24 protein-coding genes and 1 pseudogene are annotated in these 23,404 nt (G+C 71.7%); 12 read left to right on the forward strand and 13 right to left on the reverse strand.

Annotated features, from left to right (window positions below; all coding sequences use genetic code 11):
• Position 1: 1 nt before the first annotated feature.
• Positions 2-769 (reverse strand): GntR family transcriptional regulator, encoded by a 768-nt coding sequence (locus ACIBI9_RS49380; protein ID WP_397233794.1) that lies wholly within the window; start codon positions 767-769, stop codon positions 2-4.
• A gap of 123 nt (positions 770-892) precedes the next feature.
• Between ACIBI9_RS49380 and ACIBI9_RS49385 the strand changes: the two genes are divergently transcribed.
• The 6 genes from ACIBI9_RS49385 to ACIBI9_RS49410 all read left to right on the forward strand — a co-directional run bounded on the left by ACIBI9_RS49385 (position 893) and on the right by ACIBI9_RS49410 (position 8,628).
• Positions 893-1,108, forward strand: a complete 216-nt coding sequence (locus tag ACIBI9_RS49385) for a hypothetical protein (RefSeq protein ID WP_397233796.1) — start codon at positions 893-895, stop codon at positions 1,106-1,108.
• A 119-nt stretch (positions 1,109-1,227) separates the two neighbouring features.
• Positions 1,228-2,967 carry an ATP-binding protein gene (locus tag ACIBI9_RS49390; RefSeq protein WP_397233798.1) on the forward strand — a complete coding sequence of 580 codons (1,740 nt, stop codon included), beginning with the start codon at positions 1,228-1,230 and terminating at the stop codon, positions 2,965-2,967.
• A 14-nt stretch (positions 2,968-2,981) separates the two neighbouring features.
• Entirely contained in the window at positions 2,982-4,121 is a 1,140-nt protein-coding gene (locus ACIBI9_RS49395; RefSeq protein WP_397233800.1) for an exonuclease SbcCD subunit D, read from the forward strand.
• Positions 4,121-6,547: an AAA family ATPase gene (locus ACIBI9_RS49400; protein WP_397233802.1), complete on the forward strand. Its 2,427-nt coding sequence runs from the start codon at positions 4,121-4,123 to the stop codon at positions 6,545-6,547. The genes ACIBI9_RS49395 and ACIBI9_RS49400 overlap by 1 nt, the downstream gene beginning before the upstream one ends.
• Positions 6,544-7,488: a hypothetical protein gene (locus ACIBI9_RS49405; protein ID WP_397233805.1), complete on the forward strand. Its 945-nt coding sequence runs from the start codon at positions 6,544-6,546 to the stop codon at positions 7,486-7,488. Before ACIBI9_RS49400 ends, ACIBI9_RS49405 begins: the two co-directional genes overlap by 4 nt.
• A gap of 135 nt (positions 7,489-7,623) precedes the next feature.
• Positions 7,624-8,628, forward strand: a complete 1,005-nt coding sequence (locus tag ACIBI9_RS49410; protein ID WP_397233807.1) for an ABC transporter permease — start codon at positions 7,624-7,626, stop codon at positions 8,626-8,628.
• A gap of 5 nt (positions 8,629-8,633) precedes the next feature.
• Here the strand turns inward: ACIBI9_RS49410 and ACIBI9_RS49415 are convergent, their stop codons facing one another.
• Positions 8,634-9,041 (reverse strand): cupin domain-containing protein, encoded by a 408-nt coding sequence (locus tag ACIBI9_RS49415; protein ID WP_397233809.1) that lies wholly within the window; start codon positions 9,039-9,041, stop codon positions 8,634-8,636.
• Positions 9,042-9,207: 166 nt separating this feature from the next.
• Here ACIBI9_RS49415 and ACIBI9_RS49420 point away from each other — a divergent pair, with 166 nt between their 5' ends.
• Both ACIBI9_RS49420 and ACIBI9_RS49425 read left to right on the forward strand, forming a co-directional pair.
• The gene (locus tag ACIBI9_RS49420; RefSeq protein ID WP_397233811.1) at positions 9,208-9,621 is read left to right on the forward strand and encodes a ribonuclease domain-containing protein; all 414 of its coding nucleotides are present in this window, start codon (positions 9,208-9,210) and stop codon (positions 9,619-9,621) included.
• A gap of 12 nt (positions 9,622-9,633) precedes the next feature.
• A complete protein-coding gene (locus ACIBI9_RS49425; protein ID WP_397233813.1) occupies positions 9,634-10,002 on the forward strand; it encodes a barstar family protein in 369 nt (122 codons plus the stop codon).
• 110 nt (positions 10,003-10,112) lie between these two features.
• Here the strand turns inward: ACIBI9_RS49425 and ACIBI9_RS49430 are convergent, their stop codons facing one another.
• The 7 genes from ACIBI9_RS49430 to ACIBI9_RS49460 all read right to left on the reverse strand — a co-directional run bounded on the left by ACIBI9_RS49430 (position 10,113) and on the right by ACIBI9_RS49460 (position 17,604).
• Entirely contained in the window at positions 10,113-11,288 is a 1,176-nt protein-coding gene (locus ACIBI9_RS49430; RefSeq protein ID WP_397233816.1) for a pyridoxal phosphate-dependent aminotransferase, read from the reverse strand.
• Positions 11,289-11,359: 71 nt separating this feature from the next.
• Complete coding sequence (locus ACIBI9_RS49435; protein WP_397233818.1) at positions 11,360-11,632, reverse strand: hypothetical protein; 273 nt, start codon at positions 11,630-11,632, stop codon at positions 11,360-11,362.
• 165 nt (positions 11,633-11,797) lie between these two features.
• A complete protein-coding gene (locus tag ACIBI9_RS49440) occupies positions 11,798-12,250 on the reverse strand; it encodes an Lrp/AsnC family transcriptional regulator (protein ID WP_397233820.1) in 453 nt (150 codons plus the stop codon).
• 171 nt (positions 12,251-12,421) lie between these two features.
• Positions 12,422-14,944 (reverse strand): FtsX-like permease family protein, encoded by a 2,523-nt coding sequence (locus ACIBI9_RS49445; protein WP_397233822.1) that lies wholly within the window; start codon positions 14,942-14,944, stop codon positions 12,422-12,424.
• A complete protein-coding gene (locus ACIBI9_RS49450) occupies positions 14,941-15,633 on the reverse strand; it encodes an ABC transporter ATP-binding protein (protein ID WP_397233824.1) in 693 nt (230 codons plus the stop codon). The genes ACIBI9_RS49445 and ACIBI9_RS49450 overlap by 4 nt, the downstream gene beginning before the upstream one ends.
• On the reverse strand, positions 15,630-16,139 hold the full coding sequence (locus ACIBI9_RS49455; RefSeq protein ID WP_397233826.1) for a PadR family transcriptional regulator: 510 nt from the start codon (positions 16,137-16,139) through the stop codon (positions 15,630-15,632). Before ACIBI9_RS49455 ends, ACIBI9_RS49450 begins: the two co-directional genes overlap by 4 nt.
• A gap of 136 nt (positions 16,140-16,275) precedes the next feature.
• Positions 16,276-17,604, reverse strand: a complete 1,329-nt coding sequence (locus ACIBI9_RS49460; protein WP_397233828.1) for a PLP-dependent aminotransferase family protein — start codon at positions 17,602-17,604, stop codon at positions 16,276-16,278.
• 81 nt (positions 17,605-17,685) lie between these two features.
• Here ACIBI9_RS49460 and ACIBI9_RS49465 point away from each other — a divergent pair, with 81 nt between their 5' ends.
• A complete protein-coding gene (locus tag ACIBI9_RS49465) occupies positions 17,686-18,309 on the forward strand; it encodes a LysE family translocator (protein ID WP_397233830.1) in 624 nt (207 codons plus the stop codon).
• Positions 18,310-18,321: 12 nt separating this feature from the next.
• Here the strand turns inward: ACIBI9_RS49465 and ACIBI9_RS49470 are convergent, their stop codons facing one another.
• Both ACIBI9_RS49470 and ACIBI9_RS49475 read right to left on the reverse strand, forming a co-directional pair.
• Positions 18,322-18,795 (reverse strand): SDR family oxidoreductase, encoded by a 474-nt coding sequence (locus ACIBI9_RS49470; protein WP_397233832.1) that lies wholly within the window; start codon positions 18,793-18,795, stop codon positions 18,322-18,324.
• A 365-nt stretch (positions 18,796-19,160) separates the two neighbouring features.
• Complete coding sequence (locus ACIBI9_RS49475; protein WP_397233834.1) at positions 19,161-19,493, reverse strand: hypothetical protein; 333 nt, start codon at positions 19,491-19,493, stop codon at positions 19,161-19,163.
• Positions 19,494-19,607: 114 nt separating this feature from the next.
• On the opposite strand from ACIBI9_RS49475, the pseudogene ACIBI9_RS49480 reads away from it, so the two are divergent.
• Positions 19,608-19,691 (forward strand): annotated as a pseudogene (locus ACIBI9_RS49480) (hypothetical protein); the annotation flags it as partial.
• A 187-nt stretch (positions 19,692-19,878) separates the two neighbouring features.
• On the opposite strand, the gene ACIBI9_RS49485 reads toward ACIBI9_RS49480, so the two are convergent.
• Positions 19,879-21,072 (reverse strand): MFS transporter, encoded by a 1,194-nt coding sequence (locus tag ACIBI9_RS49485; protein WP_397233836.1) that lies wholly within the window; start codon positions 21,070-21,072, stop codon positions 19,879-19,881.
• 69 nt (positions 21,073-21,141) lie between these two features.
• Here ACIBI9_RS49485 and ACIBI9_RS49490 point away from each other — a divergent pair, with 69 nt between their 5' ends.
• Positions 21,142-21,624 carry a MarR family winged helix-turn-helix transcriptional regulator gene (locus ACIBI9_RS49490; RefSeq protein WP_397233838.1) on the forward strand — a complete coding sequence of 161 codons (483 nt, stop codon included), beginning with the start codon at positions 21,142-21,144 and terminating at the stop codon, positions 21,622-21,624.
• A 69-nt stretch (positions 21,625-21,693) separates the two neighbouring features.
• On the opposite strand, the gene ACIBI9_RS49495 is transcribed toward ACIBI9_RS49490, so the two are convergent.
• Positions 21,694-22,662 (reverse strand): VOC family protein, encoded by a 969-nt coding sequence (locus ACIBI9_RS49495; protein ID WP_397233840.1) that lies wholly within the window; start codon positions 22,660-22,662, stop codon positions 21,694-21,696.
• Between the two features lie 114 nt (positions 22,663-22,776).
• On the opposite strand from ACIBI9_RS49495, the gene ACIBI9_RS49500 reads away from it, so the two are divergent.
• Positions 22,777-23,355 (forward strand): TetR family transcriptional regulator, encoded by a 579-nt coding sequence (locus ACIBI9_RS49500; RefSeq protein WP_397233842.1) that lies wholly within the window; start codon positions 22,777-22,779, stop codon positions 23,353-23,355.
• Positions 23,356-23,404: the final 49 nt, after the last annotated feature.

Consider the following 23,404-nt stretch of genomic DNA (forward strand, 5'->3'; position numbering starts at 1 on the left):
GTTACTGGCCCATGAGAGCGTTGTTGGGGTCGTTGAGCTCCACGGAGAACACGGTGAGATCGCCGCGGGCGTGACGGATGGTGTATTCGAGGGCGATCCCGCTCTCGGTGCACGTGCTGCGGGCGGTGGCCAGCAGGGCCGCGGCCATGGGCACGCGCAGCAGCTCGGCGAGCCGGTAGTCGGCGTTGACCGCGCCGATCGTCTCCCGGCCGCTCGCGGGGGTGAGGCCGTACTTGGTGCGCAGCAGGTCGTAGAGGGAGCCGGTCAGGTCCTCGTCGAGGATGCCGGGGACCAGCTCGACGGGCAGGTGGGCGCTCTCCAGCATGCAGGGCACGCCGTCGAGCAGGCGCAGCCGCTCGACGAAGACGATCTCCTGGTCCTCCCGCAGGCCGAGCGCGGCGGCGGCGTCGGACCCGGCCTGCTGGAGGTGGGCCTTGAGCACCTGCGTCGCGGGCTTGCGGCCCAGCCGCGCCATCGTCTCGGTGAACCCGACCGGCCGCGATCCCAGCTCGGGGGCCACGGCCTGCGGCGCGGTGTAGGTGCCGCTCCCCTGCCTGGCCACCAGCAGCCCTTCCTGGACCAGGTCGCCGATCGCCCGCCGGGCCGTCGCCCTGCTCACACCCGCGTAGACCATCAGGTCCTTCTCCGCGGGGATCATCGTGTCGGGCTCGCAGTCGCGGATCACCGCCCGCAGACGCTCGCGCAGCTGGTAGTAGAGCGGCACCGCGGCTGACGGGTCGAGCGCCAGCCTGCGTTCCCAGTCGGTCATGACGTCTCCGCCTCAGTTGTACGGACGACCGTATCTTTTCGGCTCACCGGACGAGTGTCAACCATGTGATTCCGCGGGGGCGTAAGCTTGGCGACTGTCCCCCTACGCGAAGGAAACGTCACCGTGAGTGAGTTCGAGCGTTATCGCGAGCATGCCGACGCGGCCGCAGGGCTGCTCGGCGCCGCGCAGGAGGTGCGCGCCACGCAGGTGAGCAGCCCCTTGGACATCGGCACCGCCGAGCGCATCCATCGCCAGCTCGTGGCCGAGGCCCAGGTCCACGCGGCTCTCGCGCAGGCGGCGGCGATGGCTCTGAGCTCGGGGGCCGACGGCTCGCGATAGGCCCCTCGCCGGGCGCGAAATGAGCCGGACGCACACCTCGGGGCCACTACGCTCCCTTAGAAGGGCGTTTCGTGGGGGCGGAGGGATGAGTGACGGTCAACGGGGCGGTAAACCATCAGGTGACCACAGCGGCGGACACAGCGGCACCCACGGCGGGTGAGGCCGTCGGGCGGGTGCTCGGCACCCAGGCGGCCTCGCCGCTGTCGTTCTGGGTCGGCCTGGAGCCGGGCAAGGTCGTCCAGCTCGACGACGTGGTGGTGACCAGGCGCGAGGTGCCCGGCCACGGTCCCGTGCTCGTGGCGGGCGTGGTGACGACCGTCGAGGCCAGGCACGAGGGCGCCGCGTACGACTCCGACGTCTTCCTGATCGCCGACGGCGCGCTGCCGGCCGCCGTGGTCGAGGTGGCGGAGGTGCGGGTGACGCGGGTCGAGCCGGAGGTGTTCGTGCCGCCGCTGCCCGGCTCCAAGGTCTTCCTGGCCGGCTCGGGCGACCGCGACCAGGCCCTCTACTTCGACGTGATGGACCGCCGGATCCCCCTGGGCATGGGCCGCGACGGCCAGCCCCTGTACGTCAACTTCGACTTCCTCGACGGCACCCGCGGCGCCCACGTGTCGATCTCCGGCGTCTCCGGCGTGGCCACCAAGACCTCCTTCGCGACCTTCCTGCTCTACTCGATCTTCAATTCGGGCGTGCTGGAGGGGGAGGCGGCCAACACCAAGGCGCTGATCTTCTCCGTCAAGGGCGAGGACCTGCTCTTCCTCGACCACGACAACCTGCGGCTCGACGAGCGCGCCAGAGGCGTCTACGCCCGGCTGGGGCTGCCCGCCAAGGCGTTCGGCAGCGTCCACGTCTTCGCCCCGCCCCGGCCCAACGACCCCAACGGCGTGCCGCACGTCTCCGCGCGCACGCAGGGGGTGAGCTCCTTCTACTGGACGCTGGTCGAGTTCTGCCAGGAGGAGCTGCTGCGCTTCGTGTTCGCCGACTCCGACGACGAGCGGGCCGGCTACTCCCTGCTGGTCGGCCAGGTCGCCGCCCGGCTGAAGTCGTGGGCCGAGCCGGTGGGCGACGGCGGCGCGATCATGGTGCGGGGCACGTCCTGCCGTACGTTCACCGACCTCGTCGAACTGCTGTCCGACCAGCTCCAGGACGAGGGCACGCGCGGCGAGTGGACCGGCGCGCAGACGCCGCTCGGCACCGTCAACGCCTTCCTGCGCAGGCTCCGCAGCGCCGTGCGGCCGCTGTCCCCGATCGTCCGGGGCGACCTGCCGTTCTACCGCAACCACTCGGTCCGCACCTCCGACGCGCAGGTGTCGATCGTGGACCTGCACAACCTGCCGGAGCGGGCACAGCGGTTCGTGGTGGGCGTGGTGCTGCGCGGCGAGTTCCACCGCAAGGAGTCCTCGGGCACGGCCCGGCCGCTGCTGTTCGTGGTGCTGGACGAGCTCAACAAGTACGCCCCGCGCGAGGGCGACTCCCCGATCAAGGAGATCCTGCTCGACGTGGCCGAGCGGGGCCGCTCACTGGGCGTCATCCTCATCGGCGCCCAGCAGACCGCCTCGGAGGTGGAGCGGCGCATCGTCTCCAACAGCGCCGTCCGTGTCGCCGGCCGCCTCGACCCGGCCGAGGCCGCCCGATCGGAGTACGGCTGGCTGCCCTCGGCCGTCAGGGAGCGCGCCACGATCGCCAAGCCCGGCACCATGTTCGTCGCCCAGCCGGAGATCCCGGTCCCGCTGGCCGTCGCGTTCCCCTTCCCGGCCTGGGCGACCCGGCCGGCCGAGGCCGCGACCGAGCCGGCGAAGGTCTCGGCCGATCCGTTCCAGGGCCTGCCCGGCGTCGAAGACGACATCCCGCCCTTCTGACCACAGGTGGTTTCGTGAAGATCCTGCACACCGCGGACTGGCACGTGGGCAAGGTGCTCAAGGGCCGCCCCCGCTTCGACGAGCACCGCGACGTGCTGCGCGAGCTGGTCGCCGCCGCCCGCGCCCACGACGTCGACGCCGTCATCGTGGCCGGCGACCTGTTCGACACCTCGGCGCCCACGCCCGAGGCCCAGTCGCTGGTGCTCAACGCGCTGATGGCGCTGCGCGGCGACGGCAGGGACGTGGTGGTGCTGGCCGGCAACCACGACAACCCGCAGCTGCTGGAGGTCTACCGGCCGGTGCTGGGCAAGCTGGGCCTGCACGTCATCGGCTCGTTCCGGCGCCCGGACGCGGGCGGCACGCTGGCCTTCACCGCGCGCTCGGGCGAGCCGGTGCGGCTGGCGGTGCTGCCGTTCCTGTCGCACCGCTACGTCGTACGCGCCGCCGAGGTCCTCACCGGCACCGCCGCCGACCACAACCGCGACTACGCCGCCCGCATCGGCGAGCTGATCGGCGCGCTCACCGCCGGCTTCCACGCCGACACCGTCAACCTGGTCACCACCCACGGCACCCTGCCCGGCGGGGCGTTCGGCGGCGGCGAGCGGGAGGCGCAGTCGATCTTCTCCTACTACTTCGAGCCGACCGCGTTCCCGACCGCCACCCAGTACGCCGCCCTCGGCCACCTGCACCGCCGCCAGCAGATCCCCGGCCCGTGCCCGATCTGGTACAGCGGCTCGCCGCTGGCCGTCGACTTCGGCGAGGAGGGCAACACCCCGGGCGCGCTGCTGGTCGAGGTCACGCCCGGGAAGCCCGCCGTGGTGCGGGAGCTGGCGTTCACCTCGGCGCGGCGGCTGCGCACCGTGCGCGGCACGCTGGAGCAGCTGGAGGCCATCGAGCCCGGCGACGACTGGCTCAAGGTGATCGTTGAGGAGAAACCCCGGGTGGGCCTCGCCGACGACGTGCGCGGCCTGCTGAACGGCGCCGTGGACGTGGTCCTGGACGAACGGTTCCGGCCGGTGCCCGCCACGCGCCGCACCGGCTCGGCCGAGCGCAGCCCGCGCGAGCTGTTCCGCGAATACCTGACCGCCACCGGCCGCCACGACGAGCAGGTGGCCACGCTGTTCGACCGGCTCTACGACGAGGTGACCGGCTGATGCGACCTCTCCTGCTGCACCTGGACCACTTCGGCAGCTTCCGCGAGCCGGTGACCGTCGACTTCTCCGATACTGAATACTTCGCGCTCGTGGGCCCGACCGGCGCCGGCAAGAGCACGATCATCGACGCGATCTGCTTCGCCCTGTACGGCACGGTGCCCCGCTGGGGCAGGGAAAACTCCATCGCCCACGCCCTGGCCCCGTCCGTCGCGGCCGGCAAGGTGGCGATGGTGTTCGACAGCAACGGGCGGCGCTTCGGCGTGGCCCGGTCGATGGTGCGCGACGCCAAGGGCGCGGTGCGCACCAAGGAGGCCAGGCTCGACGAGCTCGACCCGGCCGCGCCGCTGGCGCAGGCGTTCGACGCGGTGGTCAAGCCGCTCGCCGAGGGCGAGAACGTCACCCCGGAGGCGCAGCGGGTGACCGGGCTGGAGTACCGGTTCTTCACCCAGTGCGTGGTGCTGCCGCAGGGGCGCTTCGCGGAGTTCCTGCACGCGGCGCCGCGCGAGCGGCAGGACCTGCTGGTGCAGCTGCTCGACGCCGACGTCTACGAGCGCATCAGGCAGAGCGCCGCCCGCGAGGAGGAGGCCGCCAAGCAGGCCGCCTCCTTCGCCCGCGACCAGCTCACCAAGCTGTCCGGCGCGACCGCGGAGGCCGAGCGGGAGCTGGCGGAGCGGCTGGAGGCGCTGCGGCGGCTGGCCGAGACCATCGGCGCCGACCTCGACCTGCTGCGGGCCCGCGAGGCCGACATCCGCCGGGCCGAGCAGGAGCTGGCCGCCATGGCCGAGCGCCGGTCGATGCTGTCGTCGCTGCGCATGCCCGCCGCCGTGCCCACGCTGGCCTCGGCCCGCCGCGCCGCCGCCGAGGCGGTCGAGGCGCTGACCGGCGAGGTGGCCACGCTGGAGGCCGACGACCACGAGGCGTACGAGGCGCTGGCCGCACTGGGCGACCGGGGCGCGCCACGGGCGGCGCTGGCCGCGCTGGACGCCCGCGAGCGCCTGGCCGCCGACGCCGCCCGCGCCCGCGCCGAGGCCGCGACGGCCGCCGCGTCGCTGAAGGACCTGGCCGGCGCGCGGGAAGCGGCCGAAGAGGCGCTGGCCGCCGCCGAGACCCAGCGCGAACGGCTGCGCGACGCCCACGCCGCCGCCCACCTGATCCCGCGGCTGGCCGTGGGCGAGCCGTGCCCGGTCTGCCGGCACCCTGTCTCCGAGCTGCCCCGGCACGAGCCGCCCGCCGACATCCGCGCCGCCGACCGCGTCCTCGCGGGCACCCGCGAACGGGCCGAGCGCGCCAGGGCCGCCCACGCCAGGGCCGAGACCTCGGCGTCGATGCTCACCGCGCAGGCCGCGCGGCTGGAGTCCGACCTGACCGCGCTGCCCGCCCCCGGCGACCGGGCCGAGCTCGAAGGCCGGCTGGCCGCGATCGCCAAGGCCGACGAGCTGGCCACCCAGGCACGCAGGGCGCTGCGCGCCGCCCGCGGGAAGCTGGACGAGGCGCGGGCCGGCGCCGAGCGCACCGAGCGGCAGGCCGAGAGCGCCTGGCGGGAGCTGGAGGCCGCCCGCGACCGGCTGCTCGTCTCCGGCCGGCAGGAGGACCCGCCGCCGCTGCTCGACCGGCGCGACCTGCACCAGGCGTGGACCGAGCTGCTCGGCTGGCGGGACCGGGCCGCGCAGGCCGCCCGCGCCGAGCTGGCCGAGCGCGAGGAGCAGCTCGCCCAGGCCGGCGCCCGGCTCGCCGCCGACCGCCGCCGGCTGACCGAGCGGCTGGCCCAGCACGGCGTGGTCGCCCCGCGCGACGCCTCGCCCGACCAGCTCGGCGCCGCCGTCGCCGGGACCGTCGCCCGCGCCGACAGCGCCCTCGAACGCCTCAAGGAGGAGCGCAAGCGCGCCGCCGACCTCGAGCTCCAGGTCTCCCAGAAGGAGCACGAGGCCAAGGTCGCCCACGAGCTCGCCCTGCGCCTGCGGGCCAACGCCTTCGAACGCTGGCTGTGCGCCGAGGCCCTGGCCGTGCTGGTCGCCTCGGCCTCCGACACGCTGCGCGAGCTGTCCGACGGCCAGTACGAGCTGGCCCTCGGCGACAAGACCGGCGACATCGAGGTCATCGACTACGGCGAGGCCGGCCTGCGGCGCAGCGCCCGCACCCTGTCCGGCGGCGAGACCTTCCAGGCCGCGCTCGCCCTGGCCCTGGCGCTGTCCGGCGCCGTCGCCCGGGGCCTCGACTCGATCTTCCTGGACGAGGGGTTCGGCACGCTCGACCCGGCCACGCTCGACACCGTGGCCTCCACCCTCGAACGCCTGGCCGCCGGCCAGGACCGCCTGATCGGCGTCGTCACCCACGTGCCCGCGCTGGCCGAGCGCGTACCGGTGCGCTTCGAGGTCAGACGCGACGGCAAGGGCTCCCACGTGCGGAAGGCGGCCATCGCTCCATGACGGGATTCACCGTCGACCCGTGGGACCCCGGCTACGCCGCCGCCCTCGCCGTCGAGAACCTCTCCGAGATGGGCGCCACCAGCGCCGAGCTGGTCATCGACATCGAGCGGCCGGCCGCCGACTGGAAACCCGTCACCCCCGGGCCCGACGCCTCCCCTCCCGGGACGCTGCTGGTGGCCGACGGGGTCCGCAGGATCGACGCCCGCGTGTGGGTCCACGACCCCGACGCGCCCATGCCCGTCCCGGGCATCGCGGCGTCGTACGCGGCCGGCATCGTCCGCTGCGGCCCGGACGGCGCCGACCTGGCGGAGATCCAGGTCAACCGGTCGCTGATCTCCGCCTCGCCGCACACGCCCGAGGTCAAGACCACGCACGCCACGTACGAGCCCAGCAAGGCCGCCGACGCGAGCTTCGAGGAGCTGTCCCTGGCGTTGCAGCGGCTGGTCACCCAGCTGGAGGTGGACCTGGCGGTGCGGCACCGCAACCGCAGCGACGACCTGCTGCTGGTGGACGGGCCGCTGCGGGGGCGTACGCACCTGCCGCGCACGATCGGCTACATCAAGACCCACCACACCGCCTACCTGCCGCCGCCGCAGTCCGCGGTGGTCGCCGCGCTCGCGCCCGGCCAGCGCACGCCCGTGTTCCTGATGGGCACGAGCTGGCGGCGGCACGCCTGGTACCTGCGGCTCCCCGTCCAGTCGTCCGCCCCGTGGGCGGGCGTGGCGCGCTGCGAGGCCAGCGCCGACCTGGACCCGGCCCAGGTCGTACGGCTGGCCGACGCGGTCACCCTCGCCCTGCCGCCGCTGGCCGGAGTCGACTACAAGGACCCGCGCGCGCCGCAGAACCTGGTCCCGATCGGCGGCCTGGAGAAGCTCCTGCGCCACCACCTCGGCGACAGCCGCCTGCTCTACCGCGCGCTCCGCACGGCGGCGTCCGGTTAGCCGCCTGCTCCACCACGTGCTGCCCACGACGGCGTCCGGCGCTCGGGGAACGGGCCCGTCACGAAAGGCTTCGCGAGGCGTCAGGGAGCGAATGTCAGCGGCCCTGACCGGCGGGCGCCTGCCTAGCGTGGGCGCATGGGTGACTGGTGGGCGGCCTTCAAGGAATCGCCGTACTTTCCCGCGTCCGTCCTGGCGCTGATCCTCTCGGCTGGGGCGGGGCTGTTCGCCGGGTCGTACACGTACGCCATGGCCTCCCCGACGCCGCACCACATGCCCGTGGCGGTCGTGGGCGTCAGCGCCGAGACCATACGCGGGCGGGCCTTCGTCACCGGCCTGGAGAAGTCCCTGGAGTCCTCGCTCGTCCTGCGCTTCCAGCCGACGTACGCCGAGGCCCTGCGCGCCATCGAGGAGCAGCGGGTCTTCGCCATATTCGTGGCGCGCGGGGACGACGTCGAGATGGACGTCTCGAGCGCCTCGGGCGCGTCGGTGGCGCTGCTGCTCGTCGAACAGGCCCCGCACGTCGCCGCCCGGGTGGGGGTGCGCCTCACGGTGCGGGACGTCAAGCCGCTCCAGCGAGCCGACCCGCGCGGCCTGGCGATCTTCTACATCACGCTCGCCGCCGTGATCATCGGGTTCACCGGGGCGGCCCAGCTCAGCGCCAACGCCAAACAGCTCAATCCCGGCGAGCGGATCGCCTTCACCGCCGCCTTCGCCGGGCTCGGGGCGTTCGCCATCGTCGCGGTCGTGGACTGGCTGCTGGGCGCGCTGAAACTGCCGGTCCTGGAGTCGTGGTCGATCCTGGCGTTGACCATGTTCACGACGGGGATGGTGTTCACCATGTTCAACACCTTCCTCGGGCGCTGGGCGATGCTTCCCACCTGGGGGCTGATGGTGCTGCTGGGCAACCCCTCCTCCGGCGGTGCGGTGTCGTGGCCGCTGCTGCCGTCACCGCTCGGCGTCATCGGCCGCTGGCTGCCCCCGGGAGCGTCGGTCAACGCCCAGCACACCGCCGTCTACTTCCGCGGCCACCAGAGCCTGGCGCCGTTCCTGGTGCTGGGGGCGTGGTCGCTGGTGTCCTGCGTCGTCTTCCTGATCTGGCGCGGACACCACCCCGGCGGCCGCACCGACACCCCCGGGTGAGCGTTTCAGCTCGTCGAGCCGCGCGGGGCGCGGCGGTCGCGGCGGCGTTCGAGCTCCTCCTCGCCGACCAGCGTGAGCATCGGCTCGCCCGGGGCGCACAGCATCACGACGACGAAACGGCTCCACGTGTCGTGGAGGTTGTTGGCCGCCTGGTAGTGGATGACGTCACCACCCGGCTCCCAGAAGGCCTCGCCCGCGCGGACGACCCGCTCGGACTCGCCCTCGAGCTCGAAGATCATTTCTCCTTCGAGCATGTAGCCGAAGACCGGGCCGGCGTGGCGGTGCGGCGGGGTGCCCGGGTCCCCCGGCGGCAGCTCGATCAGGGCGGTCATCGCGCAGGCCCCCTCGGGGACCGTGGGGTGCTGTTCCTGAAGGAGGGTCAGGACGGTGTTGGATTGCGAAGAACTCTGCATGCCCAGCACGCTATGGCCCATTCGGCCCTACGAGATGGGCCATTTGTGGCCCGGCCGATTGGGCCAATCCCGAGTGTTCACCTTTCCTTTAGTGATCTTTGTCGTTATTTGCCCCATTCTGCGGGGATCATTGCGGTGTCCGTCGCACCCCCCACGAGGAGGCTTCGTGCACACCCCGCAACGCTCCGGACGTTCCTGGGCGGTCAGGCTCACCATCGCCGTCACCGCCTTCGTGTCCCTCATCGGCCTGGTCGGCATCACCCCCGCCAACGCCTCGGTCTACAACTCCTGCACCATCTCGCGGTGCGCCGACGCGCGCTCGGCCAGCTCGATCTGGGCTTCCACGGGCTACCCCACCTCCAGCGGCTGGTACTCCTGGCCGGACGGCCGCTACAACTACACCGGCGGGCGCTTCTACAACCGCGAGGGCCAGTTGCCCAGCGGCGCCACCTACTATGAGTACGACGTCTACTCCCGGGCGCGCGGGGCCGCGCGTGACGCGTACCGGATCGTCGTGAACCGCAGCACCGGCGTGGTGTGGTTCTCGCCCAACCACTACACCGACTTCTACCGCCTCTAGGGACGCACGCCCATGACCTCCGCCGAACGTCCGCTGCCTCCCTGGCTCACGGTGTCCACCGGTCCGGAGCCGGCGGTGGTGGACGGGCGGTCCTGCCGGACCCGTGCCGCCTTCTTCGAGGAGGTGGCGCGGGTTCTGCGCCTTCCCGCCTACTTCGGCCGCAACTGGGACGCGCTCACCGACTCGCTGCGCGACACCGGCGCCGTCGCCCTGTTCGTGGCGAACGCCGAGGAACTGCTCGGCGACGAGCCTCCCGAGCAGTTCGCCACGCTGCTGGCGGTCCTCTCCGACGCCGCCGAAGCCGGGCTGACCGTCACCCTGAGCACCGACCCCGCCCATGAGGCCCGGCTCCGGGAGCGGACCGCCGCCGCCCTGAGCTGAGCCATCCGCCCGGCCGGCGACTCCTTGAGCGCGGCGGGCGCGGACGCGGTGACAGAGCCGCGGCCTGAGTGCCGTTCGGCCTTCGACTCGACGGCAAGCCGCCGCGCTGTTCACCGAAGGGTGCCCATGAACCTCCCGAGCCGGGTGATCCCTTCGCGAAGATCATCCATTGACGCCGCGTACGAGAGCCGCACGTGTGTCCCGGCAGTGTGGACGCCGAAATCTCGACCCGGGGTGAGGGCGACGTGTGCCTCGTGCAGCGCTCGCTCGCAGAACTGCCAGGAGGTCAGCCCCGTGCGGCTGACGTCGAAGTAGACGTAGAACGCGCCGTCGGGCGGGACGGGAACCGGCAGCCCGATGCGCGCCAGGCCATCGAGGACGAGCGCCCGCCGCTCGGCGAACTCGACGCGGCGTGCCTCGCAGACCTCGAGGGACTCGGGTGTGAAGCAGGCCAGCGCGGCATGCTGCGCGGGAGCGGAGGCGCAGAGGAAGTAGTTCTGGGCCAGGCGCTCCATCGCCGGCACGAGGAGCTCCGGGACGACGCACCATCCGAGTCTCCAGCCGGTCATGCCGAAGTACTTGGAGAAGCTGTTGATGACGATGGCGTCGGGGTCGAACGACAGGACGCTGCGGGGTGGCCGGCCCTGGTCGTCGTGGTCGCTCAGGTTGAGGTAGATCTCATCGACCATGCGCCAGGCGTCCCGCTCGCGTGCGAGTTCGCAGATCGCTGCCAGCTCGTCGGCCGGAACGGAGGTGCCCGTCGGGTTCGACGGGGTGGCGACCATGATCCCGCGCGTCCTGTCCGTCCAGCTCGACTTCACCGATGCCGCGTCCAGCTGAAAGCGGGTCCCGGCGGTGGCGGGGATCAGCGTGACGCGGGCGCCGAAGCTTTCGACGATCTGCCGGTTGCACGGATACGACGGGTCCCCGATCAGCACCTCGTCGCCCGTGTCGACGAGTGCCGCGGTGGCCAGCACCAGGGCGGCCGAGGCTCCCGCGGTCACGACGACCCGGGAAGGATCGACCTCCACGTCGTGCTCGTCCTGGTAGAAGCGCGCGATCGCCTGCCTCAACTCGGGCAGCCCGAGTGCCGCCGTGTAGGGCATCGGCCTCCCACCCATGACGTCACTCAACGCGTCCAGGACGGCCGGGGGCGCGCCGAAGTCCGGTTCACCGATGCTGAGCTTGATGACGTGATGCCCCTCGGACTCCAGCATTGCGGCATGCTTGCCGAACTCCATCGCGAAGAACGGGGCGACAGCCCGCGCACGTTGCGAAATCCTCACGCCACGACCTTCGGCTTGCTCGCTCGCGCGTGGGCTCATGTCGTCTTCCATGGCTCTCCTCGAACAGACAATCAGGTGGAAAGCGTGTCACGTGCGCTGCGCCCCCGGTCGCGCGGCCGGCAGCAGGAACAGGCTGGCGGCAGCCACGAAGCACAGCGCCGCCGCAGTGATCCAGGCCGCCAGGCGGCGAAGACCCAGCCGAAGACGGCGGTGGCACGTTGCGGGCCGAAGTGCTCCCGGCACAGCGCGACGGTGGGCGGGACGGTGGCCACCCAGTCCAGGCCGTAGAAGACGATGAAGATCCACAGGGACGGCTCCACCGCCGGTCCGAGCAGGGCGTGCACGATCAGCAGAGACAGCTTTCCCTGTCACGGGGGAAGCTTAGGCATGTTCTGCGCGAAAGTGTTCCTAACTTTCCCTCTTGTCCGTAGCGGTTGGGGGACTATCTTGGGCGAGAACGCCCTTGCTCGGAAAATTCTTGCCGAACGGCAGCAGGAGGGCTGTCCGGCTCACAGGGGCAGGGGCCGGTTCTCGACGACGCTCTTCATGACGAGGGTTGAGCTGAGGCGCTGGACGCCGGGGAGGGTGGCGAGACGGTCGTCGTAGACCTCCTGGAAGGCAGGCAGGTCGCGAGCGATGACCCGCAGCAGGTAGTCGGGATCGCCGAAGAGCCGTTGGGCCTGCAGGACGTGAGGGATGGCGGCGACCGCCTGTTCGAAGGCGTCGACGGTGTCGCGATCCGCCGCACGCATGGTGACGAAGACGAGGGCCTCGAACGTCAAGCCCAAGGCGTGGGCGTCGAGATGGGCCCGATAACCGCTGATCGCGCCGGAGTGTTCCAGGGCCCGCAGGCGGCGGTGGCAAGGCGAGACGCTGAGGCGGACTCGCTCGGCGAGTTCGGTGATGGTGAGCCGCCCGTCCTGCTGGAGTTCGGCAAGGATTCTCCGGTCTACGTCGTCCATGGGGAAGGTTCTCCCCCGCAACGGCCTCGCCGGGGGAAAATCGGGAAGGACGCCCGGCCGACGCGGGCGGGCGCCCGCGCCGGTGTACTCCTCACGGCGGTCCTGAGCACGGATTCCGTTGAGGTGAGCGCATCGCGTTGACCAGGGGAAACATCCTGGCCAAGCTCGGCGTCAGAGGAGCCGGCGGGCGAGGGGCAGCCTGGTCCGGGTGATCAGCGCCGCCGCAGTCGCCAGAACGGGCAGCCCCACCACCACGGCGACGAGAAACAGCCACGGTATGGCGATCGTGGCGGGATCTCCGGCGCCGTACGTCGTCATCGGCCGGGTCACCGCCAGGCCCGTCACCGTTCCCGCGACCAGCCCCACCAGCGCGCCGAGCCCGGAGATGTAGAGGGCCTGGCCGGCCACGACCGCCCGCAACGTCCTGGACGGGGCCCCCAAGGCCACCATCGTCGCCTGCTCGGGCCGCATGTCGGCGGCTGCCAGGCGGGTGGCGGCCAGCGTGCCGCCGACGACGAGGACGAGAGCGCCGCCGAGCCAGCCCCACAGGCTGGGGTCGGGCACGTTGCGATAGCCCTCCTCCGAGGCGACCGTGACGCGCGGGGTCACCTTGGCCAGATCGCGCCCCAGCGTCGAGTTCGCTGACGGCCGGTACATGGCGTAGAGCTGGCGCTCCGCCGTCGCGAAACCGGCCTGCTCCACCAGGGCACGCGGCAGCAGGGCGCCGCCCTGGTACTCGTCGGCGGGTGTGGCCAGCACCGCTGGCACTTCCAGCTTGCGCGCGGGGCCGGACGTGGAGCTCGCCCGCAGTGCGAGCTTGCCGTTCCGCACCGCGGCCGCGTCGAACACCACGGCCTTGCCGCTGGCCAGCGCCGCGGCCGCCTGCGGATCCTGGCGCCCCTGCAGGAGCCTGAGCAGGGTCTGGTCTCCGATGGCGGCCGTGCGACGCGTGCGTGTGCCGTTCCATCGCACCGTGTACCGCAACGCGTAGCGGTGGCCCTGGGTGTCCTTCGCTTGATAGCCGGCGGCCAGCGGCACGCCCGGCAGTTGGCGGGCGGCTTCGGCGCGGAGCCTGGTCCAGGCCGCGTCGCCGATGTTGCCGGCCCAGATCGCCAGCATGCCGGCCGGGCGGGCCGAGGTGTAGGCGTTGCGCCGGTCCATGTACTCGCTGTAGGTGCCGATGCCCACCGCCACGACTGTGGCCGTAACCGCCATGACGGCCGCCACGGCGCTCGCCGTACGGGATCGGTGACGGACCGCGTCACGTACGGACATCCGCAGCGGGAGCCGCAGCCGCGCGGCCAGTCGCCCCGTGCGGCGGACCAGCCAGGGCGTCAACACCACCAGCCCGAGCAGGACCAGCACCGCGGAGGCGAGCACCCACACCGAGCCCGGCTGGCGCCGCGCCACCACGGTCGCCCCGAGTCCGGCCACCACCAGCACAGCCCCCGCCAGCGGCCATCCCGGCCGGTCGGCCACCGCGGGCGCCCGGCCGGCCAGCACCGTCGCGCTGTTCTGCCGAGCCGCCTGTACGGCGGGCACCAGCGCTGCCACGATCCCGGTGATCAGGCCCAGCGCGGCGACGGCCAGAACCGGCGGCCACGGCACGTCCGGCGGGCCGACCGTCGGACCCCAGCGCGCTCCGGCTCCCGCTCCCCAGCGCGCCACGGCATGGGCGCCGAGCGTTCCGGCCGCGATGCCCAGCACCGTCGCCACGAGGGTGGCGGCGCCGCCGAGCACCAGGCCGTCGGCCACCACGATCGTCCGCAGGTGCCCGGCCGAGCCGCCCTGAGCCGCGATCTCGGCCAGTTCCCGGCGCCGCCTCCTGAGCCCGACCGCGAAGGCGGGTCCGGCCAGCAGCACGGTCTCCAGCACCACCATGATCACCATGGCGCCGATCCCGACCATGTACTGGACGTCGAAGGCCGAGGCCCGAGCCCAAGAGCGAGGGTCCGTCATCATGGCGCGCGAGGTGACGTACAGACCGGCGCTGTTCAGCGTGGTCACGCCGGTCCAGGACACGGGCTCGGCGGTGTCGGCGAGCCATCCGGCGCCGTGCTCACCCGGAGACCAGAACTCATCCACCGACGCCAGCGGGAGATCGGGACCCACGACCTGTCGAAGAGAGGGCCGGTACGGGTGCTCGACCACGCCCACCACCGTCAGCGGCGCCGCGCCGGACGGCCGCAGGAGATCGCCGGGCCGCCGGCCGAACGCGGAGGTCACCACGACCTCGCGGGCGGCCGAGGGGAACCTGCCCTCGCTCAGCGTCAGCATCCCCTTGGTGAGGGGATCGCGCAGGTCGGTCTTCAGCGCTTCGACCCGCTCGGTGCCCAGTTGGAGCACACCGGCATCGAGGGGGATCAACCGGGTGCCCGGTCCGAGCAGCGCCCCTACTTCGGCGGCGCCGCGCCTGGCCACGGCCGGTTCGTCGCCGCCCGAGTTCCAGCTCGTCCCGTTCGGTTCCTGGCGGAGCACCGTACCCTCGGGCGCCTGCACGAGGCGGGCGTCGGCCGCGCCGAGCTCGGCCACCAGCCCCTCTTGCGGGTTGACGTTCATGGTCTCGATGAGGGTGAGAACCGTCGTGATCACCAGCACGGGTAAGCCGATCATCACCATGATGAGCGCGCTTCGCCCTCGGGAGCGCCACGCGTTGCGGCGGGCGATGCGCAGCGCGACAAGAACGGCGCTCATCGGGCGCTCACCAGCGACCCGTCCGTGGAATCCGCGATCATCCCGTCACGGAGGAACACCACACGATCGGCCCAGGCGGCGTAGCGCGGCTCGTGGGTGACGAGTAGGACCGCCGCACCCACGTCGCAGCGGGCGCGTAAGACCTGCAGGATCTCATCGCCGGTGCGGGTGTCGAGCGCACCGGTCGGCTCGTCCGCCAGCAGCAGGCGCCGCTCGCCGACCAGAGCGCGGGCGATCGCCACCCGCTGGCGCTGGCCACCGGACAGCTCGTCGGGGAAGCGGTCGGCCAGGTCCTCCACCCCGACCTCCGCCAGCACAACCATGGCCTGCTCGCGGGCGAGGCGTGGGCGCACGCCGTCGAGCTCGCGCGGCAGCATCACGTTCTCCGCCGCCGTCAGCGACGGGATCAGATTGAGGTCCTGGAAAACGTAGCCGACGCTGCGGCGCCGTAATGCCGCCAGGTCGCGTACGGCGGCCAGGTCCTGCTCGTCGACGTGCACCGTCCCGGATGTGGGCCGCTCCAACCCGCCCGCGAGGTTGAGCAGGGTCGACTTGCCGGACCCGGACGGCCCCATGACCGCGACCAGCTCCCCCGCGTCGACCTCCAGGCTCACGCCCTTGAGAGCGTGTACGGCTGTCGCCCCTTCGCCATGGACTCTGGCCACCTCAGCCAGCCGTACAACCGTCATTTTTCCTCCTTGAGAACGGCCTCGCAGTGGTCCAGCCACCGCTGCTCGGCCTCGGCCCGGAAAATCATCGAATCGAGCACCAACCGCTGAGCCGCGCCTCCCGTCGCAGCTCGCTTGGCCCTGGTCAGCTGCTGGAGGGCGCGCATGGTCGCCGTACGCTGCCGGCGGATGACCTCGGCGACGTCCACCTCCTTGGCCTCGACGGCCATGGCCAGCTTGATGACCAGCTCGTCCCGCGGCCGGTCGGACTGGACGATGGGGGTGCTGAACCATCGCGCCAGCTCCGCCCGGCCGGCCGCGGTGAGCGTGTAGACGACCCGGCCCTGCTCGTCCGACTCGCCCGGCTCGACCAGGCCGTCGCGCTCCATTCGGGACAGCGTCGTGTAGACCTGGCCGATGTTGAGGGGCCAGGTCGCCCCGGTCGACGCCTCGAACTCCAACCGCAACTGGTAGCCGTGCCGAGGCCCCCTGCTGAGCAGAGCCAGCAGGCCGTGCCTGATCGACATGGATACCAAGTATGCATATTGAGTATGCACCGCTCAAGCGATTCCGCCATATTCAGCATTCCGCCGCTATGAGGCCGGACTCAACGACAGCGCGACATCACCACACCTGCGGCGAGAGGCGACTGCTGGAGCCCCGTCACTCCGCGAGGAGGTCGTCCGGGGTGGAGCGGGCGAGATCGACGAGGACGGCCAGCGCGTGGGTCAGCACGTGAACGGAGGGCGAGGCAAGGCCGAGGCGGACGGCGTTCGGGGCGTTGGTGCGGCTGACGGCGAAGGCGGCCCCGGGGGTGACGGCGATGCCGTGCCTGGCGGCGGCTGCCACGAACGTGTCGGCCCGCCACGGCGGCGGGAGCTCCCACCAGCAGTAGTAGGAGCACGGGTCGCTGCGTATCGCGAACCCGTCGAGGTAACGGGCGGCGAGCGTCTGGCGCATGGCGGCGTCCTGCCGTTTGGCCTGGGCGATCGACCGCGCGGTGTCGTCGGTCAGCCACCGGGTGGCCGCCTCCAGCGCGAACCGCATCGGCGTCCATCCGCCGGAGCGCAGCGCCGCCGCCACGCCCGCGACGGCTGGGCCGGGCATGACGGCGAAGCCGAGCGACAGGCCGGGCGCGAGCCGCTTGGACAGGCTGTCGACGAGGATCGTCCGCTCGGGGGCGAAGGCTGCCAGGGGCGGCAGGTCGTCGCGGAGGAAGGACCAGATCGAGTCTTCGATCGCGGGCACGTCCAGGCGCGCGAGCACCTCCGCGAGCTCGGCCCTTCGCTCCAGGGGCATGCTGAGCGACAGCGGGTTGTGCAACGTCGGTTGCAGGTAGACGGCCTTGAGCGGGGCGGCGGTCGCGACAGCCGCCGGATCGAGGCCGGCCGCGTCCACTCGCAGCGGAACGAGCGTGACGCCGAGGCGGGCCGCGATTCCCTTGACCACGGGGTAGGTGAGCTCTTCCACACCGAGCCGCCCACCGGGAGGGACGATCGTCGCGATGGCGGCCGCGATCGCCTGGCGGCCGTTTCCCGCGAACAGCAGCCGATCCGGATCAGGCCGCCATTCTCCCCGTGCCAGCAGGTCGGCGACGACGGCGCGCGCCCGCGGGGTGCCCGCCGCGCCGACCGGCCGCATCGCCGACTCCAGTACGTCGGGCCGCAGCAACGGGCCGATGCCGTCGGCGAGCAGCTTTGACTGCTCGGGTACGACGGGGTAGTTGAGCTCGAGGTCGATCCTGCCGGCCGCGGGCTCGGCCAGTGCCGGTCCCGGCTGCGGAGTCGCCGCCCGTACGAAGGTGCCGCGGCCGACCTCTCCGACGGTCAGACCGCGGCGGGTGAGCTCTTGGTAGACGCGAGCGGCGGTGGAGTTGGCGATGCCGTGCCGGCGCGCGAAGACCCGCTGCGGCGGCAGCCGGTCGCCGGGGCGCAGGCTTCCGGCCTCGATCTCGGCGGCGATGGAATCGGCGACCTGCCTGTAGTCCTCCACTCTGCACATCCAAACACAAAATTGCTCCGAGTTCAATTTTTAATATTGCACCGAGATTGCCTCGTCGATAGCTTCGAGACTGTGATTGAACAGAGTGCGGTGCTCGGCGTGGTCTCCGTGGCGCTCGGAATGGTGCTGTCGCCGGGGCCGAACATGATGTATCTCGTCTCCAGGAGCACCAGCCAGGGACGGCTGGCCGGGATCATCTCCCTGGCCGGGGTCGCGGCGGGCTTCCTCGTCTACCTGGTGGGAGCGAACCTCGGACTGGCGGTGGTGTTCTCCGCGGTCCCCGAGCTGTTGACCGCCATCAGGCTCGCAGGAGCCGCGTATCTGCTGTGGCTGGCCTGGAAGACGCTCAAGCCGGGCGGCGTCTCCGTCTTCGCGGTGGGGCGGGTGCCGCCCGACTCCCCGCGGCGGCTCTTCACGATGGGCCTGATGACCAACCTGCTCAACCCGAAGATCGCGATTCTGTACGTCTCGATCATCCCGCAGTTCATCGACCTCAATCAGGGGGACGTCCTGCTCCAGGGCATCGTTCTCGGCTGCATCCAGATCGCGGTCGCGCTCCTGGTCAACCTCTCGATCGTGCTGGCCGCCGGTGGCATCGCCGGTTTCCTGTCCGCCCGTCCCTCCTGGCTGCGTACGCAACGCCTCACCATGGGCTCGCTGCTCGCCGTTCTGGCCGTCACGCTGGCCGTGACTTGAGGCTCCCGTTCATCACAGCACGCGGTGACCGGCGTCCACCGGGATGTGCGCACCGGTCACCGCGCCGAACCCGCCATCCACGAGCGAGCCGATCACGGCAGCCACGTCCTCGGGTTCGAGCATCCTTCCGAGGACGGAACGCCGCGCCAGCGCCTCCTCCACCTCGGGAGTGCGCATCGCCGCGGTCCCTTCGGTGCGCACGGCGCCGGGCGCCACGACGTTCACCGCAGTCCCCCCGGGGCCCGCCTCCATGGCGACGTGCCGGGCGAAGGCATCGAGCGCGGCCTTGGCTGTGGCGTGCGCGATCGCCCCGGGACGGGTCAGGCCGGCGCTGAGGCTGGAGACGTACACGATCCGGCCGCCGCTGCCCTGCTCCTCCATGAGAGCGAGGACCCGGCGCGTGACGTGGTAGACGGCGGCGAGCTCGCCGCTGACCTCCCGCACGGCCCGCGCCGTGCCCCCGGCCACCTCGATCTGCCTCACCACCGACGCGGCCGCCGTCGCGTCGGAGCGGTAGGACGCCTACGACCGGGAGCTCTCGAGCAACTGATCCGCACTGACAGCTCGCCGGGGTGCCACCAGCGATGTGGCAGCGGTTTGCCAGGCCGTGCGCTCAGGGTGGAGTGCATGTCCGTCAAGGAACGCATCTTCGCCCATCCACCCGCGCCCGGCCCGGTCCAGTTCGATGAGCGGTTCGAGGCGTGGGTGGTCTCCCGGCACGCTGATGTCCGCAGGATCCTCAGCGACCACGGCGCCTTCTCCTCCGATGAGCTGACCCACGGCGCACATCCGGCACCTCACCACGACAATCCCGTATTACGCAGCCTGCCGTCGCTGGATCCGCCCCGCCATCACGAGCTACGCCGCCTGGTGGCCAGGGTCTTCACTCCCCGCGCGGTGTCGGCCCTGGAGCCCTCCATCGCCGGGACCTCCAGGAAACTGCTGGCCGAGGGCTCCGGTGAGGTGGTGGACGGGTTCGCTTCGCCGCTGACGGTCGCCACGCTCGCGGGGTTGCTCGGCATCTCACCAGAACGCAGGGGCGACTTCGTCCGCTGGACGATCACGATCTCCGAGTTCGCCGGCGCCAACGCCGAGGATCCCGTACGGCAGGCGCGCTTCCACCAGGACCTGGCCGAACTACGCACCTGCATCCGCGAGGTGGTCGCCGAGCCGAGGGGCGGCATGATCCCGGCTCTGGCGGCGGCGCTCGACGAGAGCGAACTGCTCGATCGCGGTCCTGTGCCTGACCCGGGGCGCGGGTGGTGGCCTCGATCCGCCGTGCGAACCGGGACCCGCTGGTGTTTGCCGCCCCCGACGCGTTCGACGCCACGCGCGACCCCAACCCGCACCTGTCCTTCGGCACGGGCATCCACGTCTGCCTGGGCCTGCGACTGGCCACCGCCCAGGCGACCGTCGCGATCCGGGCGCTGCGCGAGGCCTTCCCCGGCCGCTGGCACGTGCCCGAGGACGGCCTGCGGACCACGATCTCCCCCGTCGGGGTCGACATCCAGCGACGGCGGGGTTCGCCCGATCGGACAAGAGCAACTCCGTCATCCCTCATGAGGACGGTCACGTGGCTACCCGCTTCGGATGTTCTGGGGTGGCCGCCTGGCCGCGGCGGCGGGGGAAGGTGGCGATCGCGGCCAGGTTCGCGACCGCGACGATTATGGCGCCGGTCAGCAGCAGCCCCCGCGCACCGGCCAGCCCGGCCAGCGGCGCCGCCATGGCCAGCCCGAACGGCCGCGTCGCGAACGAGATGAGCTGGTCGAACGACCGCACCCGGCCCAGCGCCGCCTCGGGGATCTCCTCGGCGACCACAGTCTCCCACAGCGGGCTGAGCACGCCGAGTCCGAACATCGCCACGAAATACGCCCCCGCGATCATCCATGCGCTCACCGGCAGCGCCAGGGCCGCCATCGGCAGCACGTACAGCGCCGCGCCCACCTGCACGGCCACCAGCGGCCGCCGGATGGGCAGCCTCGGCGCCGCGAACACCCCCGCGACCAGCCCCACCGTGCCCGACTGCACGATCAGCACCCAACTGGCCTCACCGCCCAGCTCCTTGACCGCCGCCAGCGGGCCCAGCGTGAGGAACAGCCCGGCCATGAAGTGCCACACGCCGTGGGCCAGGACCGCCGCCAGGAACCACGGCCGCCGCCGTACCTCGCCCCACCCCTCTCTCAGGTCGTTGAGGAACGTGGCGTTCTGGGCGCTGGAGCGCTTGGCCGTACGTACTCCGCCCAGGGTGAGCGCCGAGCAGGCGAACAGCGCGGCCGTGAGCAGCGCGGCCCAGCCGGGACCGGCCAGCAGCACCACGCCGCCCGCCAGGGCGGGAGCCAGGACGGCGGCCAGGCTGGTTGCGACGCCGAGCCGGGCGTTCACGCGTAGCCGCTCCGGCCCCGGCACCGCGGCCGCCACCAGCCTCGGCACCGCCGGCAGCCCGAACGCGACCGCGACTCCCGCCAGCACGGCCAGCACGGCCAGGCGAGGCACACTGGCGGCACCGGTCAGCAGCTCGATCGCGATGGCGGCCTGCGTCAGGCCGCGCACCAGGTCGGTGACCAGCGCCAATCGCTCGGGCCTGACCCTGTCGGCCACCACCCCGCCCACCGGCAGGAACACCAGCAACGGAATCGCCTCACATGCCAGCACCGTGCCGACGGCCCCGGCGTCATTCGTGGCGCGCAGCACGGCGAGGGTGATCGTGGTCGGGATCAACGCGGTGGCCAGGGCGGAGATGGCCCGGCCGATCAGCAGTCTCATGGTCCGCCACAGTATTTCGCCAGCTAATATTTCGTCAACAAAATACTCGCTGGCGTATCGTCGTTCTCTGTGGATTCAGTGGATCGTCATCTCGCCCGGTGGCGGGGCAAGGCGCCGTACGACGAGCGGGTCGAGGCGGTCGTGACGCGAATGCAGTTCCTCGTCAAGCACCTGCGCCAGACGAAGGAGGCGGCGCTGGCGCAGGTGGGGATGCAGGACTTCGAGTTCGAGACGCTGCACCGGCTGGTCGCCCATGGCGGGGCCGCGACGCCGTCCGAGCTGGCGTCCGAGCTGATGCTCTCGCCCGCCGGGATGACCGGGCGGCTGGACACGCTGGAGAAGTCCGGGCTGGTACGGCGGCTGCGTAGCGCGGAGGACCGGCGGCGGGTGGACGTGGAGCTGACCGACAAAGGCCACGAACTATGGCTTGAGGCCATGCGGATCCGGGCGGAGGTGGAGGCGGAGATGGTCTACGTGCTGGACGCGCAGGAGCAGGAGACGCTGGACGGGCTGCTCAAACGCCTCCTGGAGAACGTGGAGTCAAACCGCTGACGCCGACGGTCAGCTCAGAGGTGGCGGCAATGGCCCGACCTGTGAGCAGGTCGTCGTGCGGAAGTTGTCTCAGTCGTCCTGGCGAAAGATGATCGCGGCGCCCAGAGCAGCGGAGGCGGGCACGAACATCTCTCCGGGACCGGTCCGGGTGACCGGGATGTCGTTGGCGCGCAGGAGCCGCCGGGTGACGGCGATGTCGCGTACCGACACCGTGTAGGCGACGAACGCCGGCAGCGCCGCCGGACGCTCACCGGGCAGCAGATCGGCGAGCGCCGACGCGGACACGACGGTGACGTCTACCCGGTCGAAGCGCGCCGCGCCTGGGCCCAGGGCCCGCGCCTGGCCGAAGTAAGTACCGTAGCGCTGCTCCAGCTCGGGCAACGCCGAGTCGGCGACGCACAGCACGCATTCGACCAGACCGGTTGCGCCATTGGGATGGCCGGTGTGCCGCTGGTCCTGGGACGCTTCGACGGGCGCGTTCTCGGCGAACCCGATCCTGCCTTCCGGCACGCGCCCCGCGGGCAGATCGGGATCGGAGATCTCAAGGTAGCGAGCGGGCTCCATCCTGGTCCCTGCGCTGGTCTCCACGGGCCGCTGGACGGCGTGCACGCCGCCGTGGCCGACGCCCCCGGCTGTCAGCCGCGCGGCGACGCTGTCAATGTCCGGCGTGTTGGCGATCATGATGTGGAGACCCTGGAAACGCTGGAGAAAGGACGCGATGTTCGCGGCGGTGGCGTCGAGGGCGGCCACCAGCCCTGGCAGCTTGTCGTCGGGCACCTGCAGTGGCATCGGGCGGGCTCCGCCCGGCACGCGGCCGGTCTCGTCGATGACGGCCACCAACTCGACGAAGTCGCCGGGAAAGTACACGTGGGTGTTGGACACCCCGAACGGCTCGACAGGGCCTCCCGCCACACGGGGAAGAACGGGATAGGCGGGGGCGGGGACCGTGAAGCCCAGCCGGCGATACCGCTCCATCGCCTGGTCCATGTCCAGCACGATGTGGCCCACATGATGCAGGCCGTTGATGTCTTCGCCCATGACGGACCACCTCCATTGTCGTACGTGTGCACGCGGCTCCGAGAAGGAGGAATTTGAGATAGCACTTTCGATTGAGAGTAAACCATCATTTGTGGGCAGGGTAAAGTTCGACGCATGAGTGACGGTGGGCTGCGCGAACGCAAGAAGGCCAGGACCAGGGAGGCGATCCTGCGCGAAGCGTTCCGGCTCTTCCGCGAGCGCGGCTACAACGCCACCACCGTCGAGCAGATCGCCGAGGCCGCAGAGATCTCTCCCGCCACCTTCTTCCGCTACTTTCCGACGAAGGAGCATCTGGTCACGCTCGATCGTTTCCCGCCTCTCGTCGAGGCTCTGGCCACTCAGCCACCGGGCGCACCGGTCACCGTGCTGCGCGGCGCGTTCCGCACGGCGTTCGCCGCCCTGACCGCCGAAGAGATCGCCGCGGGGCACGCGCGGGAGGTGTTCGCAGCCACCGTGCCTGAGCTGCTGGTCGCCAACCTGCGCAGGAGTCCCGATGCGATCCGTGAGGTGTGCGAGGCGGTGGCGGAGAAGGCCGGATGCGGTTCGGACGACCCGCGGATCCGAAACGCCGTCGGCGCGGTCTTCGGGGTCGTGGCCATGGTCTGGCTCCAATGGGCACAGAACGCGCACATGGACGGGCCCGCCGAGATCGACACGGCGTTGGCGCACCTGGAGGCCGGCCTGAGCCTGTAGGCCAGCCACTCGAGCCCCGTGGATCCGAGAAGCTTGCCATCCGCCATCC

It is taken from the genome of Nonomuraea sp. NPDC050451 (genome assembly GCF_044458585.1).